Genomic DNA, 15,865 nt, shown 5'->3' on the forward strand with positions numbered 1-15,865 from the left:
ATACAACATAGTGCAAACCATGTAGTATAATAAAAATGAAGTAAAACCAAAGAAAGCGGAGGGGAAAAAATGCCTCTAATCGAATTGCAACAAGTACAAAAACAATTTTCCGGTAAAAATGGACAAGTTACAGCGGTGAAAGATGTTTCTCTATCTGTCGAACAAGGTGATATCTACGGCATCGTTGGGTATTCTGGAGCTGGTAAGAGTACCTTAGTTCGTTTATTAAACGGTTTAGAATTACCTACTCAAGGTGAAGTGATTATTCAAGGAAAAAACATTGCGCAACTGACGAATAAAGGTCTGCGCCAGTTTCGTAAAAAAATTGGGATGATTTTTCAGCATTTCAATTTATTATGGTCAAGAACTATTTTAGAAAATATTATGTTACCGTTAGAGTTAGCCAATGTGCCAAAACAAGTTAGAAAAGAACGGGCACAAGAACTTTTAGATTTAGTTGGCTTAAAAGGACGTGGAGATGCCTATCCTAGCCAACTATCTGGAGGACAAAAGCAGCGTGTGGGGATTGCTAGAGCATTAGCCAATAATCCAGAAATTCTGTTATGTGACGAAGCGACCAGTGCACTTGATCCGCAGACGACTGATGAAGTGTTAGATTTACTTTTAGAAATCAATCAAACCCTAAATCTAACAATTGTTTTGATCACTCATGAAATGCATGTGATCCGTAAAATCTGTAACAAAGTAGCTGTAATGGAACTTGGTCAAATCGTTGAAGAAGGAGACGTTTTAGAAGTCTTTAGACAGCCAAAACAGGCGGTTACAAAGCGTTTTGTTCAACAAGAGTTAGAGCCGAAAGAAGATACAGAAGAACTATTGCAAGAATTGATCAAGGAAAATCCAGCAGGTCTTGTAGCAACTCTTCAATTTAGTGGGGATAATGCCAATGAGCCAGTTATCTCTCAAGCAATTCGTAAGTTTGATGTGGATATCAATGTCGTTCAAGGACAGGTTCAACAAGCCAAAGAAGGTGCTTTTGGTTCTTTGACTGTGATGATCACTGGCACAAAAGATGAAGTGGAAAAAACATTGACCTTCTTTACAGAAAAAGAAGTAGTTTTGGAGGTGATTCACGATGGCAAATGAAACCTTTGTTGAGAAGTATTTAGACTTTAGTCGAGTGAATCCAGAATCAATGCAACAGGCGGCGATCGATACGTTATTCATGACAATCGTTGCAATGGTTTTTGTTATTATTATTGGTTTTTTATTAGGGTTACTGCTTTATAGTTTAAGTCGAAATTCATCACCTTATGCTAAAGTTTGTTATAGTATTTTATCAGTGGTCAGCAATATATTTCGTTCGATTCCTTATATCGTATTGATCATTTTATTGATGGACTTTTCAAGAAAACTGGTTGGTACGGGGATTGGTGCCAAAGCAGCGATTCCTTCGTTGATCGTATCGGCTGCCCCTTTTTATGCTCGTTTAGTTGAAATTGCATTTCGTGAAGTTGACAGTGGTGTGTTGGAAGCAGCAGACGCCATGGGTGCTTCTAGAATTCAGAAAATCTTTAAAGTGCTCATTCCTGAAAGTACCCCAGCGTTACTATCGGGTGTGACGCTTACAACAATCACGATGATCGGTTTTACCGCTATGGCGGGGATCATAGGCGGCGGCGGTCTTGGTGGTTTAGCTTACCAAGAAGGCTTTAGCCGCAACAATAATACAGTTACATTGGTTGCTACAGTTTTAATCTTGGTTATTGTGTTTATTATTCAATTTGTTGGGGATCAACTAGTGAAACGTTCTGACAAACGATAAACAATCAAATAGAAAATATTGGAGGAAGTAAGTATGAAAAAGAAATTATTCGGTTTAGCAGCGCTAGCAGTTGTCACTTTAGGATTAGTTGCATGTGGTGGTGGAAATAGTAAAACAGATGATAGCAAAGTCTCAGGTGCTGACAAAGATTCTTCTGTTCTAAAGGTAGGCGCATCTGCATCACCTCATGCGGAAATTTTGGAACAAGTAAAACCAATTCTAAAAAAAGAAGGTATTGATTTAGAAATCGTTCAATTCGATGATTACATCTTACCTAACAAAAATTTAGCGGAAGGGGATATCGATGCCAACTATTTCCAGCATATCCCTTACTTTAATTTACAAGTGAAAGAAAACAACTATGATTTTGCGAATGCTGGCGGTATCCATATTGAACCAATGGGCTTATATTCAAAACGGATTAAAGATATCAAGGATTTGAAAGATGGTGCAACAATCATTACATCAAATTCAGAATCTGATTGGGGTCGAATTATCACAATTTTACAAGATGCTGATTTAGTAACTGTAAAAGATGGCGTTGATTTAGAAACTGCAACCTTTGAAGATATTGACAAGAATCCTAAAAATTTGAAATTTATTCATAACATTAATCCAGAGGTGTTAACCACAACGTATAATAACGATGAAGCTGATCTTGTAGCGATTAATGCTAACTTTGCCTATAGTGCAGGCTTAAATCCATTGAAAGACTCTGTATTGTTGGAAAAAGATAATTCACCATATGTCAATATCGTGGCTGTTCGTTCCGAAGATAAAGAGAGTGATAAAATCAAAAAATTAGTTGATGCATTACACAGTAAAGAAATCCAAGATTGGATCCTTGAAAAATGGGATGGATCAGTAAAACCTGTTGAAAAATAAACTATTGAAAGAGGATGGGACAGAAGTGTTAAACCCCGAGAAATAAGAGGGAATTCACGAAAATTGTTCTTCAAATTTTTGTGAATTTCAGCTTATTTCCGAAGGGGTTGCGTCTGCTCCCACCGTTTATCCGGATTCCACGTGAGCGGGATATGACTCGAAGAGTTATGTCCCACTCACTTTTTTTGTATTTTAATTATCTGCTGATTTGAAATTATATTAATTTATGTTGAAGTTAAATAAAGTTTAATAAATAGAAAAGTAGAACTGACTCTCAATAGAAGACAATTCTACTTATTTTAACATGGCAAACAATAAGAGATTATTTTGATTTGAGTAATATTTAGCGTTGTTTTACAAGTTTTTCCAGAATATCTGCAAACGTTGGATCGGCATTAAATGGATGGATATAATGGAAATACTCTCCGCCATGCGCCATAAAATAACCATAATTTTCCTCTTCGATTTCTTCGACTGTTTCTAAACAATCAGAAACAAAACCAGGAGTCAGGATCAAAATATTTTTAGCACCTTGTTTAGGAAGTTCTTTTAACGTTTGGTCTGTCGCTGGTGTCAGCCATTCAGCTGGTCCAAATTTTGATTGAAATGTACTGATAAAAGGAACATCGCCAACCAGTTTCATTACAGCTTGAGTTGTCTGTTCACAGTGTTCTAAATAATGGTCGCCTTTTTCAATATAAGACACCGGAATGCCGTGATAAGAGAAAACAATCTTATCAATCTTTTTTTTAGATAACGCTTGTTTGATTAGATTCGCTAAAGCTTCAATATATAAAGGCTCATCATAAAAAGACTGAATAAAATGCAAAGTAGGAATTGCTTGAGCTTTCAAATAAAATTTAGCAACTTCATCAAAAATAGGTGCTGTGGTAGTGGTTGAATATTGTGGATATAATGGAATGATCGTTAAATCAGTAACACCAAGATCGTGCATTTCTTTTAGTACTTCTGGGATCAAAGGCTTACTGTAAGACATTGCATACCGCACAATACGATCTGGAAAACGCGCTTGCAATTGATTGGTCTGTGATCGAGTAAAGATAAGTAAAGGAGAACCCGCTTCTTGCCAAATTTGTTGGTATAAAGCAGCTGATTTTTTTGGTCTCGTTCGTAGAATGATCCCATATAAAACCGGTAGCCAGATCAAACGGTTCATGTCAATAACACGTTTATCTCCTAAAAAGCGTTTAAGATAAGCTCGAACTTCCTTGGTTTCTGGTTTATCTGGTGTACCAAGATTAACGATAATGATTCCTTTTTTAGACATTGAAAAACCTTCCTTCAAATGGCTGGAACAAAGTAATTTTTGTTCTAGTTAAAAATTTCCTGAAATCGTTGTAAATTATCTCACAAAGGTTGAGGGAAATCAAAACTTTTTAGGTTGTTAGTAGTCAATAGTTCATCAAGTATAGCCGAGAAAAGACTATAAAAATGAGAAAGGAAAAGAATAACCATTTTAGAAAGATTCTAATTAAGTCCATTTTTTCACAAAGAAAACCTAGACTAAATAAGAATTATTCTAGTAAAGAGATTGCTTATCATTCTCAATTAGGATAAAATGAATGAGAACGATAAAATAATTATTTTAAGTTGGAGGGAATTGTAAATGTCCGTTTTAGAAATTAAAAATTTACACGTATCAATCGAAGATAAAAAGATTTTAAAAGGGGTTAACCTGACGATGAAAACAGGTGAAATCCACGCAATCATGGGGCCAAACGGAACAGGTAAATCAACTTTATCTGCGGCGATCATGGGAAATCCTAATTACGAAGTCACAGAAGGTGAAATCTTGTTTGACGGCGAAAATGTCTTAGATCTTGAAGTGGACGAACGTGCTCGTTTAGGTTTATTCCTTGCCATGCAATACCCAAGTGAAATTCCAGGAATCACCAATGCTGAATTCATGCGTGCGGCAATCAACGCCAAACGTGATGAAGACGATAAAATTTCAGTGATGGAATTCATCAAAAAATTAGACAAAAAAATGGACCTTTTAAATATGCCAGAAGAAATGGCTGAACGTTACTTGAACGAAGGCTTCTCTGGTGGGGAAAAGAAACGAAATGAAATCCTACAATTATTGATGTTAGAACCAACATTTGCAATCTTAGATGAAATCGATTCTGGTCTAGATATCGATGCATTAAAAGTTGTTTCAAAAGGCGTAAACGAAATGCGCGGGGAAAACTTTGGCGCCTTGATCATCACCCACTACCAACGTCTATTGAACTACATCACACCAGATGTGGTGCATATCATGATGGAAGGCCGTGTGGTGAAAACTGGCGGTGCTGAACTTGCCAAACGTTTAGAAGCAGAAGGCTATGCAGGAATCAGCCAAGAATTAGGTATTGAATTTAAAGAAGAAGCATAAGGAGGACAAGATAAATGAAGGAAATCACAACAGCGAATTATCTTGACGACATCAACGCTTTTTCAGCCCGTAACGAAGAACCTATTTGGATGACCGACTTACGTGTAGCGGCTTTAGAAAAAGCTGAAAACTTAGAATTACCAAAGATCGAACGTGTGAAATTTCACCGTTGGCCTTTGTTTAACGTGAATACTGAAGAGTATGCACCTGAAACAATGAACATTCCAAGCTTTGACGCAATGAAAGATAATCCAGTGATCGTGCAACAAGGATCGATCACTGCCTTTGAACAACTTTCAGCGAAATTAGCCGATCAAGGGGTGATTTTCACTGATATGTTTACAGCCTTGCAAGAACATGGCGATTTAGTCAAAGAATATTATATGAATAAAGCAGTTGAAATGGATGAAGATAAATTAACAGCATTCCATACAGCTTTTATGAATAGTGGTGTGTTCTTATACGTACCGAAAAATGTTGTTATTGAAGAACCGATTGAAGCAATCTTTATCCAAGATTCGGCGAGTGAAGAATCATTCTTCAAACATGTCTTGATTGTAGCGGACGAACATAGCGAATTCAGCTACCTAGAACGATTCCAAACAATTGGCGAGCAAAAAGTTAAAGTGTCAGCGAATATCGTGGTTGAAGTGATTGCAAAAGCTGGTGCAAAAGTGAAATATTCAGCTGTGGATCAATTAGGCGAAAAGGTTTCAACTTACATGAATCGTCGTGGACATATCATGCGTGATGCATCTATTGATTGGGCGCTTGGCGTGATGAACGATGGTGACGTGGTTGCTGATTTTGATTCTGATTTAGTGGGTGAAGGTTCTCATTCAGAAGTCAAAGTTGTGGCAATCAGTGCTGGCAAACAAACACAAGGAATCGATACACGTGTAACGAATAAAGCGTCTCACTCAGTGGGACATATTTTACAACACGGGGTTATCCGTGAACGTGGTACGCTAACATTTAACGGAATCGGCCATATCCTAAAAGGGGCTAAAGGAGCAGATGCCCAACAAGAAAGTCGTGTCTTAATGCTTTCTGATAAAGCCCGTGGCGATGCCAATCCAATCTTATTGATCGATGAAAATGAAGTAACTGCAGGACATGCAGCCAGCGTTGGTCGTGTCGATCCAGAAGAAATGTACTACTTAATGAGCCGTGGCCTACGTAAAGATGATGCGGAACGTTTGGTTATCCGTGGCTTCTTAGGGTCAGTGATCACAGCGATTCCTGTGAAAGATGTTCAAAAAGAATTTGTAGACGTAATCGAAGGGAAGTTGAATGCATGATAAACGCAGATAAGATTCGGCAGCAGTTTCCCATCTTGTTTCAAGAAGTAAATGACGAGCCGCTTGTTTATCTGGATAATGCAGCAACAACTCAAAAGCCCAAAGCAGTTTTAGATAAACTGACTTATTATTACGAACATGATAATGCCAATGTCCACCGTGGTGTGCATACGTTGGCAGAACGTGCGACCAAAGAGTATGAAGAAGCTCGTGAAAAAGTTAGAGCCTTTATCAATGCCAAAGAAACAGCGGAAACGCTCTTTACCCGAGGCACAACGACTAGTTTAAACTGGGTCGCAAAAAGCTATGGTGATTTAGCCGTTGAAGCAGGGGATGAAATCGTGATTTCCTATATGGAGCATCACTCTAATATTATCCCTTGGCAACAATTAGCGGAACGCAAAGGCGCTACCTTGAAATATATCGAGATCACAGCAGATGGCTTTTTAGATATGGAAAGTGCGAAACGACAAATCACGGATAAAACCAAGATTGTTTCTATCGCGCATGTGTCTAATGTTTTAGGTGTGATCAATCCAGTGGCAGAGTTGGCAGAGCTAGCTCATAGTCACGGTGCTGTCTTAGTTGTCGACGGTGCCCAAGCTGTACCGCATATGCCAGTGGATGTTCAAGCAATCGATGCTGATTTTTACGCATTCAGCGGGCATAAAATGTGTGGTCCAACTGGAATTGGTGTATTATATGGAAAACGTGAATTACTAGATCAAATGGAACCCGTGGAATACGGTGGTGAAATGATCGATTTCGTGAATTTATATGATAGTACTTGGAAAGAACTGCCTTGGAAATTTGAGGCAGGTACCCCCCATATTGCTGGAGCAATTGCTCTAGGTGCGGCCATCGATTTTCTAACAGAGATCGGATTAGAAGAAATTCATCAACATGAAGCAGAATTAGTGGCTTATGTGTTACCAAAATTATTAGCAATCGAAGGTCTGACGGTTTACGGACCGCAAGACCCAGCCCATCATACAGGCGTTTTGGCGTTTAATTTAGATGGCTTACACCCGCATGACACGGCGACAGCGTTGGATATGGAAGGAGTGGCAGTTCGTGCAGGACATCATTGTGCGCAGCCATTACTGAACTATTTAGACGTTTCAGCGACAGCGAGAGCGAGTTTCTATCTATATAATACCAAGGCAGATGCTGATCGATTGATCGAAGCAATTTTAGCGACAAAGGAGTTTTTCCAACATGGCTCTATCTAGATTAGATAATTTATACCGTCAAGTGATTTTGGATCATTCAAGTCATCCTCATCATCATGGAACATTGGCAGAATCAAGCAAGAAAATCGAAATGAATAACCCAACTTGTGGCGATGTGATCGAATTGCAAGTGGCTATTGAAGACAATGTTATTAAAGATATTGCCTTTAGCGGAAGTGGGTGTTCGATTAGTACGGCGAGTGCTAGTATGATGACAGATGCGGTGATTGGGAAGACATTAGCTGAAGCAGAACAGTTAGCTGAAGATTTTTCTCAATTGGTACAAGGAAATGATGTACCAGAAGAAGAAAAATTAGGTGATGCAGCGATGCTTAGCGGTGTGGCCAAATTCCCCGCACGGATCAAATGTGCAACACTTGCTTGGAAAGCATTAGAACAAGCAGTTGAAAATGACGGACAAGGAACCGCAGGACAATTACACTGCGAAGAATAGAAATAAATTGAAGCGGTGAGAAATCAGACTGATTTTCAAACTAAGTAATCAGTGAGAAGTCAGGCAGGTTCTCGGCTGTTTCCTAAAATAATCAAAATCCAAAAAGCGGATTGTGTTTATTTTAGTCCAACAGCTCGAACCTAAACGCCTGATTCTCAACCTAAGAAAGGGACGTGAGATAATTTGAGTACTGTACCTGAGTTAGAAGAATATCAATTTGGTTTTCATGATGATGTGAAACCAATTTTCAGTACGGGAAATGGACTAACAGAGGAAGTTGTTAGAGAAATTTCACGTAAAAAAGAAGAACCAGAATGGATGTTGGAGTTCCGTTTGAAATCATTGGAACAATTCAACAAAATGGCTATGCAAGAATGGGGACCAGATTTATCTGATATTGATTTTGAAAAAATCAAATATTTCCAAAGAGCCAGCGATAAACCCGCTCGTGACTGGGATGATGTGCCAGATAAAATCAAAGAAACTTTTGAAAGAATCGGAATTCCAGAAGCAGAACGTGCGTATTTAGCGGGAGCTTCAGCGCAATATGAATCAGAAGTGGTTTACCACAATATGAAAGAAGAATTCCAGAAATTAGGAATCATCTTTACTGATACAGATTCAGCATTGAAAGAATACCCAGATATATTCAAAAAATATTTTGCAAAATTAGTTCCACCAACAGATAACAAATTAGCAGCCCTAAACTCAGCAGTTTGGTCTGGTGGAACGTTTATCTATGTGCCAAAAGGGGTTCGTGTGGATGTGCCATTACAAACATATTTCCGAATCAATGCGGAAAACACAGGACAATTTGAACGTACGCTGATCATTGTGGATGAAGGCGCAAGTGTTCACTACGTAGAAGGCTGTACAGCACCTACGTATACAAGCAATAGCTTACACGCAGCGATCGTTGAGATCTTTACGCATAAAGATGCGTATACACGTTATACAACCATCCAAAACTGGTCTGATAATGTTTATAACTTGGTAACAAAACGTGCCAAAGCTTATGAAGGCGCAACAGTTGAGTGGATCGATGGAAACTTAGGTGCTAAAACAACGATGAAATACCCAAGTGTTTATCTTGATGGAAAAGGCGCTCGCGGCACAATGCTTTCAATTGCATTTGCTGGCGAAAACCAAATCCAAGATACAGGGGCGAAAATGATTCATAATGCACCAAATACGTCAAGTTCGATCGTTTCTAAATCAATTGCCAAAGACGGCGGTGAAGTGAATTACCGTGGTCAAGTAACGTTTGGGAAAGATAGTGCTGGTTCGATTTCACATATTGAGTGTGATACGATTATTATGGATGACAAATCTAAATCGGATACGATTCCGTTTAATGAGATTCATAACAGTCAAGTGGCGTTAGAGCATGAAGCGAAGGTTTCGAAAATTTCGGAAGAGCAGCTTTATTATTTGATGAGTCGTGGGTTGACTGAGGTTGAAGCGACTGAGATGATCGTTATGGGATTTGTGGAGCCGTTTACGAAAGAATTGCCGATGGAGTATGCGGTTGAGCTGAATCGATTGATTAGTTATGAGATGGAAGGCAGTGTAGGATAAACCTGTTATAGGAGCTAGAACCCTTGATGTATAAGGATTCTAGCTTTTTTATTTTACCTTGATAGTAGAAATGACCAGCTTTTTTACTGATGAGCCATCGTATCAGCAAAGTCTTGACCAGTTTTCTTAGGTGCGTTGTTCGTAATATGTGCATAGCTGTCTAATGTCACTTTACTGTTTTCATGCCCTAATCGTTGTTGAACCACCTTGCCAGCTTCTTTATTAGGATATTTTGAAGCTAGAACTATCTTTGCTAAAACGAAAATAACTTCATTCACCATTAATTGAACTAGAACCATTAAACTCAAGCCAATAGCGCTAAACATTCTTTTAGAAGACTTAGGTTGTATATCAAAAAATTTATTTATCTGGAAAAGGAAGTAAAGAGGAAAAAGGGGGACTTTTAGTTTATCTTAACAAACAAGAAAGCGATATAGGTAAGTAACAACTATGTAAAATACTTAGATTCAATATTTTTTGAAGGTATTGTTCGAAAAATTTTGAAAGAATTAAATAAAAAAAGATAAAGTTGATTCAATTAACAAAGTGCGTGATAGTTCACTGATATTTTTATAGTAAAGGATTTTTTTTGAGAAAGAAAAATTGCAAGCAGAAAATAAATTAATAGTAAATTTCTTGAAATATTACTTAGCAATTGATATTAAAGATGAAAAAATCATTAGCTAAAATAGCTCTATTTAGAAAAAAATTTTGTATTCTCCGATGTCGATTCGGAAGAGATAGACAATATTAAAAGTTAATTTTGTGAGTTGGGTAACACATTACAACAAATAGAATAGAAACGAATGTATTAGGAATAAAATTATCTCTAAATTTATTTAAATAATGGATAGACCTTATTTTTATATGTGATAAAATTATATAGAACCTTTTGTCTGAAAGGATGATTAAATGAAAACTACTGGAAAAATATTGTACGTATTAAAGTTAGAAAAAAATAATTATTATATTGGATATACATCTAATTACAAAAAAACAATGGAAAAACAATTTGATGGAAAAGGAGCTATATGGACAAAGAAATACAAACCACTATCTATTGTTGAATCAAAAGATATTTCAAACTTAGAAAGTGCTGAAATAGAAATCTTAGTTAACAGTTTAGTAATTAAATACATGCAACAATATGGATGGGAAAATGTAAGAGGTGGGAAATATGTGGTTTCTGATCAGAAGATTTTAAAAAGAACTTTGATTAAGCATAAAATACTAACCTATGAAGGTTCTATACAACTGCCTACTAAAAAAAACATTGAATTAATTTCGGAAAAAAAGTATATATATTGTCTATCCTTAGAGGACGGGCGATATTATGTAGGAATTAGTAAAAATCCTGACAAAAGATTTTATCAACACACAAATAGTAAAGCACATTCAGCCCTATATACAAAGAGATATAAACCTAAATGTATTCTATTTGTTCAAGATTTAGGTGTTTCAAGTGAATTTTCATATTTAAAAATGGAGACACAAGCAACAATCAATTTAATGAAGTTAGTAGGCTGTTACAAAGTGCGGGGAGGGGATTTCTTGCATGTAGACGATTATCAAGAATTTGAACTATTCAAAAATACGATACGAAAAAATAAATCAAAGTTTACTTTTCCAACTGAATGGTTAGAGTATACATTTGAGGATTTTATGAAAGGAATTAATTATATTCCAAAGTCAATAAAAGAAATTTTATAAAAAAGATTAAACATTAGATAATTCTAGTATTAGACTGTAGAAAAAAATGAGTTGATAATCCTACATTGTGTCTTCTTAATTTGTTTTATAGTTGATTTTTATTTTGGAAAATATGTATTGTAAATGGAATTTAAAGTAAGACTGAAAGAATATTCAAAAATTGATTTTTTTATGAGTAATACGATTGTATTGTAATTGTTTTTATATGATAATATTGTTTAAAATTACTAAAAGGGAGAAAAAAATTGAGAAATAATAAATTATCCTCAGAAAATGAGTTTATGAAACAACTTTTATTAGGTGAACTTCAAACGGAAGCTGGAAATTATAATGAGGCAGAAAAAAATCTTAATAAAGCTAAAGAAATGAATCCTAAAAGATATGAACCCTACTATGACCTAGGTAATTTGTATAAAAAGCAAAATCAATATTCTAAAGCTGAACGATATTATAAAAAAGCTATAAAAAAGAATTCAAATATTGCTTCTATACATAACAACTTAGGTAATTTATATAAGGATCAAAATAAGAACTTTGAGGCAGAAAAATCTTATAAAGAAGCACTTAATATAAACTCTAAATTGCCAGAAGCATTGTATAATTATGGGAAAATATGTTTTGAACGAGGTGACTATTCTGAAGCAGAAAGTATGTATATAAAATCTATTGAAAATAAACCTCAATATGTTCTTCCTTATGATGATCTTGCAAGTTTGTATGTAGAGCAGAAACGGTATAGTGATGCAGAGAAAATTTTTAAAAAAGCTATAGTTTTAGATAGTAGTAACGAAATAGCATGTAATAATCTAGGCAATTTGTATGTACTACTAAATAGATTTCAAGAAGCAGAGAAATACTACAAGAAAGCTATTAAAATAAATGCTGCTTCTGAATTAGCATACTATAATCTAGGTAATCTATATTTACTACAAAACAAATATGAAAAGGCTCAAATGAACTATTTAAAAGCTATTGATGTAGATTCAAATGATACCTCTGCACATAATAACTTAGGATACACATACTATCTCCAACAGAAATATAAAGAAGCTGAAAATAGCTATAATAAGGCTATTGATATAGATCCAAATATTGGTAGCACTTATTATAATTTAGGCAAGTTGTATAGTGAGAAAAAAAAATTTGAACAAGCAATAAAATATTTTGAAAAAAGTATCTTTCTAGATTCAAATGTCGATATTCCTTATGCTGAGTTAGGTGAATTATATATAAATTTGAAGGACTTTGAAAAAGCTGAAAAAATGTATCAAAAAGCTATTTATATTGACAAAAAAAATGTTTTATATAAGAGAAGGTTATCATTTGTCTTAGAAAAAATGAGTGATTTTTGTGAAGCCTTAGTTCTTCTATTATCTAATCTAGGAAATTTTCAAATTGAACTTGAAGATGTTAAAAGATTATTGAAAAAAGTATCTATTGAGGAATTTAATATTGTTTTTCAAAAGTTATATTCTTATAATAGTAATTTATATGAATTAGTGCTTAGCACTGAACAATTTTTCAATGACAAAAGAAAATTATACTCTAATATAATAAAATTATTAGTAAATATAAATAATTTTAAAGATAGTTTATCTGTTAAACAAGATAAAAAATTAACACTATATCAATATACGTCGTTAAGTACTTTAGGCAGCATACTTAATTTAGGGAGGCAGGTTAATAAAAATAAAGAAGATAACAATATCAAAATTCGATTATATAATACTGACTACATGAATGATCCTGAGGAAGGAAAATATTTATTAAATATAATATCGAAGAGTCATAAAAGTCATAATTTGAATGAAATATTAGAACCTAATCATGTTGTTAGTCGTGCATTTATTGCATCTTTAACATCAAATAGTGATGCAATACCTATGTGGTCAATGTATGGTAAAGATAGCCAAGGCGTATCTTTAGGATTCAGTAATCTACCATTTGAGAAAAGTAAATATTATGAAGAAGAAAATATGAGTTTAAAAACATATAATTACCTAACTGGAAAAGGGAATTATTATACTCTAAATGAGAAAGCTTCTCTGTATAAAATTTATTATATAGAAGATTCTACTACTGTAGATAAATTTGATAATGTTTTTTTAAACAAAGTAGTCAATGACCTTCTAACTCTTAGTGATTTAGTTGAGAAAATAGATGAGCCTGAATTATTAAATTTTATAAGTCAGTTTGTTTCTTCTGAATTAGATAGGATCAAATTTTTAATTAAAAATTCAATATATGAATATGAGGACGAATATAGATTATTGGCTATAGTATCAAAATTTGAAGATGATATTTTTAATATTAAGTATGACTTAAACAGTCCTAAACTCTATTTAGAAATTGACACCGTAGTACTCGAAGAAGTTGTTTTCGGTGTTAATAGCGACGACTGTAGTTATTGGCGCCCAATTGTTGAACTCAAGTCACCTAAAACAATTATTAAAAATTCTACTATTAAAATTAGATATTAATAAATACTTTACTTAAACAGTTACTTTTTGAAGAGTAATTTAAAAATTGTCTCTTATAGGTGTACACATAAACTCTATAATGTAAAAAATCAATTGAAAAAAATTAATAAGTTAGAATCGATTATGTTATATTTTCATTATGAAAAGGTTTTTTCTAAATGCAATGTTTAGCTTTAATAATTAATAATCTTGATTTTAATCCGTTTCAAAGACGAAAAAAATTTATACCGATTTTAATTTTCTTAAAAATAATTGAATCCTTTGATACTTTTAATTTTTCAAATACTTAAGTCAAATGGAAAGGTATTTAGTATAAAATCAATGCACATAAAAAGCTAAAATCACCAAGGGAACAAATTGATTTTAGCTTTTTTATAGATATATCTACTGAACTTTCCCTCTCTGAACCATCCTCGCTACAATCTCTTCACTCTCCTTCAAAACCTCCTCAAAATCCCCAGAAAAAACCTGATACAACTGCTGACAAGAATAATACCGCATCCGCATATCCTTCTTATTCCTCGTAACCTTCCCGTCAAAAAACTCATCCAAATAAACCAACGACTTCTGCCAAGACCGAAGCTTGATCAACTCACTCCTCACATCCAAAATATCCTGATAAGGTACCGCTTTCAAATTCTGTTCTTTACTCATCACTACACATCCATTCCTTTTTTTTGAAAAACCAACAGGAAAATAAAAAACGATCAGACCTATCTGTGCCTCATCGTGTGCAATAGTTCGTCAAAGAACACATGAAATCGCCAAAAAGATGAAAGAATCTAGCAAAGAGACTAGTAAAATCAATCAAAATTAAGTACAATAAAACATGCGAGTACTTCGGTACGCGCTATCGGCAACTCGGATAAGCAGTGGTTGCTGTTTATTCGGGGCCTTGCAACGTGATGCCAGTCAGGTTGTAAGGTGCCGTTTTTTATTTTTCTATTTTTAAACTTGTACATCGTTACGTTTCGTTATCACCACCATCAATAAAATCAGACCTAGAATAGAAACAAAAAAGGCATTGGCGCAATGTCCAATACCTGAATAAGTCAATAGTACATTAAAGAAACCTAGCAATCCTTTCTAGTGGTAGCTCAAAAAGAGACACAACAAAAAAGCTAGTGATTCATTTACTATCGGCATACTTGTGTGGGCAGTGGTTGCTGTTTTCAAGACCATTTCCGTTCAGTGCCAGCCAAACAAAAAGGTGCCAAGGATTAAATTGTCATAAAGTTGAGTGATGTTCTGAATCAGGACTTACTCAGCTTTTTTATTTCCATTCTATACACTAAGTATAAATAAATCGACAGCGAGAATCAAGGCGAACAGAGAAAAAAGCGAACAAAAATTCGGATTTGTTGTACGATGTCATTAATTTTTAAATGATCCTAAAGAATAAAAAACTATGTTAGCATGAAATAACAAGATTCATTTTCTAAAAGTTCACTCAAAATCTAGTATAATAGTAGCTAACTACTATATCAAAGGATGTGTGGACTATAACTTTAAATATAGATAAATCAAAATTAACAATCATGGGTGTACAATTTGATTCCCAAAAAGATTTTAAAGGCGTCTGGTATGCTTTGAGTACAAATATGATTGAAGGCTGGGAGCCTGAAAAGCACGATGTAGAAGAGATGAAACATTACATTGTCAGAAAAAATAAAGAGCAACTCTATAGAGGTTAGAATCGCTTGAATCATGGCGCTTCTGCCTTTTTGTTTTGATATCAAACAAAAAAGAAACTGCTATATGAGAGAACATCGTCCATATTCATCTTACTATTATATCAACCAATCCAAAACATAAGGTGCGATTTAAGTATTTTTTAACAAAACTAAACGGAATTTATTTTTTATATTGTCTGAAAATGAAGACAAAATGGTGTTATAATTAACTTGAAGTTGATAATGGATTAAATAAATAGTAGTTTAATGAAGCAATAGATATTGAGAAGTAGAATAAGTTACTGTCAAGTAATTTTAAACGAAAAAAAGAGACGAAGATAATTTTCTTTTTACCAATTAGGTATCTG

13 protein-coding genes and 2 pseudogenes are annotated in these 15,865 nt (G+C 34.5%); 12 read left to right on the forward strand and 3 right to left on the reverse strand.

Annotated elements, in window-relative coordinates; genetic code table 11:
* The first annotated feature begins 69 nt into the window (after positions 1-69).
* From BCR24_RS07230 to BCR24_RS17350, 4 genes and pseudogenes are all read left to right on the forward strand, one after another.
* Complete coding sequence (locus tag BCR24_RS07230; protein WP_069639879.1) at positions 70-1,107, forward strand: methionine ABC transporter ATP-binding protein; 1,038 nt, start codon at positions 70-72, stop codon at positions 1,105-1,107.
* On the forward strand, positions 1,097-1,786 hold the full coding sequence (locus BCR24_RS07235) for a methionine ABC transporter permease (protein ID WP_069639880.1): 690 nt from the start codon (positions 1,097-1,099) through the stop codon (positions 1,784-1,786). Before BCR24_RS07230 ends, BCR24_RS07235 begins: the two co-directional genes overlap by 11 nt.
* A 33-nt stretch (positions 1,787-1,819) precedes the next feature.
* Complete coding sequence (locus BCR24_RS07240) at positions 1,820-2,671, forward strand: MetQ/NlpA family ABC transporter substrate-binding protein (protein WP_069639881.1); 852 nt, start codon at positions 1,820-1,822, stop codon at positions 2,669-2,671.
* A 14-nt stretch (positions 2,672-2,685) separates the two neighbouring features.
* Positions 2,686-2,808: pseudogene (locus tag BCR24_RS17350) on the forward strand (DUF3788 family protein); the annotation flags it as partial.
* Between the two features lie 206 nt (positions 2,809-3,014).
* Here BCR24_RS17350 and hemH read toward each other — a convergent pair.
* Positions 3,015-3,959: a ferrochelatase gene (hemH, locus tag BCR24_RS07245; RefSeq protein WP_069639882.1), complete on the reverse strand. Its 945-nt coding sequence runs from the start codon at positions 3,957-3,959 to the stop codon at positions 3,015-3,017.
* A 339-nt stretch (positions 3,960-4,298) separates the two neighbouring features.
* On the opposite strand from hemH, the gene sufC reads away from it, so the two are divergent.
* The 5 genes from sufC (at position 4,299) to sufB (ending at position 9,634) form a co-directional block, all read left to right on the forward strand.
* Positions 4,299-5,069 (forward strand): Fe-S cluster assembly ATPase SufC, encoded by a 771-nt coding sequence (gene sufC / locus BCR24_RS07250; RefSeq protein ID WP_069639883.1) that lies wholly within the window; start codon positions 4,299-4,301, stop codon positions 5,067-5,069.
* Positions 5,070-5,083: 14 nt separating this feature from the next.
* The gene (gene sufD, locus BCR24_RS07255; RefSeq protein ID WP_069639884.1) at positions 5,084-6,370 is read left to right on the forward strand and encodes a Fe-S cluster assembly protein SufD; all 1,287 of its coding nucleotides are present in this window, start codon (positions 5,084-5,086) and stop codon (positions 6,368-6,370) included.
* Entirely contained in the window at positions 6,367-7,602 is a 1,236-nt protein-coding gene (locus tag BCR24_RS07260; RefSeq protein WP_069639885.1) for a cysteine desulfurase, read from the forward strand. Before sufD ends, BCR24_RS07260 begins: the two co-directional genes overlap by 4 nt.
* Complete coding sequence (gene sufU, locus BCR24_RS07265) at positions 7,589-8,056, forward strand: Fe-S cluster assembly sulfur transfer protein SufU (protein ID WP_069639886.1); 468 nt, start codon at positions 7,589-7,591, stop codon at positions 8,054-8,056. The genes BCR24_RS07260 and sufU overlap by 14 nt, the downstream gene beginning before the upstream one ends.
* A 183-nt stretch (positions 8,057-8,239) precedes the next feature.
* Entirely contained in the window at positions 8,240-9,634 is a 1,395-nt protein-coding gene (sufB, locus tag BCR24_RS07270; RefSeq protein WP_010772886.1) for a Fe-S cluster assembly protein SufB, read from the forward strand.
* A gap of 83 nt (positions 9,635-9,717) precedes the next feature.
* On the opposite strand, the pseudogene BCR24_RS16670 reads toward sufB, so the two are convergent.
* Positions 9,718-9,852, reverse strand: a pseudogene (locus BCR24_RS16670) (site-specific integrase); the annotation flags it as partial.
* Positions 9,853-10,546: 694 nt separating this feature from the next.
* On the opposite strand from BCR24_RS16670, the gene BCR24_RS07280 reads away from it, so the two are divergent.
* Entirely contained in the window at positions 10,547-11,344 is a 798-nt protein-coding gene (locus BCR24_RS07280; RefSeq protein WP_069639888.1) for a GIY-YIG nuclease family protein, read from the forward strand.
* A gap of 245 nt (positions 11,345-11,589) precedes the next feature.
* The gene (locus BCR24_RS07285; protein ID WP_069639889.1) at positions 11,590-13,824 is read left to right on the forward strand and encodes a tetratricopeptide repeat protein; all 2,235 of its coding nucleotides are present in this window, start codon (positions 11,590-11,592) and stop codon (positions 13,822-13,824) included.
* Positions 13,825-14,208: 384 nt separating this feature from the next.
* Here the strand turns inward: BCR24_RS07285 and BCR24_RS07290 are convergent, their stop codons facing one another.
* On the reverse strand, positions 14,209-14,478 hold the full coding sequence (locus BCR24_RS07290) for a hypothetical protein (protein ID WP_069639890.1): 270 nt from the start codon (positions 14,476-14,478) through the stop codon (positions 14,209-14,211).
* A gap of 848 nt (positions 14,479-15,326) precedes the next feature.
* Here BCR24_RS07290 and BCR24_RS07295 point away from each other — a divergent pair.
* The gene (locus BCR24_RS07295; protein WP_069640008.1) at positions 15,327-15,518 is read left to right on the forward strand and encodes a hypothetical protein; all 192 of its coding nucleotides are present in this window, start codon (positions 15,327-15,329) and stop codon (positions 15,516-15,518) included.
* Positions 15,519-15,865: the final 347 nt, after the last annotated feature.

It is taken from the genome of Enterococcus ureilyticus (genome assembly GCF_001730315.1).
GTDB classification, from domain to species: Bacteria; Bacillota; Bacilli; order Lactobacillales; family Enterococcaceae; genus Enterococcus_L; species Enterococcus_L ureilyticus.

Coding starts and splice junctions, on each gene's coding strand:
- BCR24_RS07230 (WP_069639879.1), top strand. CDS start 70: ATGCCTCTAATCGAATTGCAACAAGTACAAAAACAATTTTCCGGTAAA.
- BCR24_RS07235 (WP_069639880.1), top strand. CDS start 1,097: ATGGCAAATGAAACCTTTGTTGAGAAGTATTTAGACTTTAGTCGAGTG.
- BCR24_RS07240 (WP_069639881.1), top strand. CDS start 1,820: ATGAAAAAGAAATTATTCGGTTTAGCAGCGCTAGCAGTTGTCACTTTA.
- hemH (WP_069639882.1), bottom strand. CDS start 3,959: ATGTCTAAAAAAGGAATCATTATCGTTAATCTTGGTACACCAGATAAA.
- sufC (WP_069639883.1), top strand. CDS start 4,299: ATGTCCGTTTTAGAAATTAAAAATTTACACGTATCAATCGAAGATAAA.
- sufD (WP_069639884.1), top strand. CDS start 5,084: ATGAAGGAAATCACAACAGCGAATTATCTTGACGACATCAACGCTTTT.
- BCR24_RS07260 (WP_069639885.1), top strand. CDS start 6,367: ATGATAAACGCAGATAAGATTCGGCAGCAGTTTCCCATCTTGTTTCAA.
- sufU (WP_069639886.1), top strand. CDS start 7,589: ATGGCTCTATCTAGATTAGATAATTTATACCGTCAAGTGATTTTGGAT.
- BCR24_RS07280 (WP_069639888.1), top strand. CDS start 10,547: ATGAAAACTACTGGAAAAATATTGTACGTATTAAAGTTAGAAAAAAAT.
- BCR24_RS07290 (WP_069639890.1), bottom strand. CDS start 14,478: ATGAGTAAAGAACAGAATTTGAAAGCGGTACCTTATCAGGATATTTTG.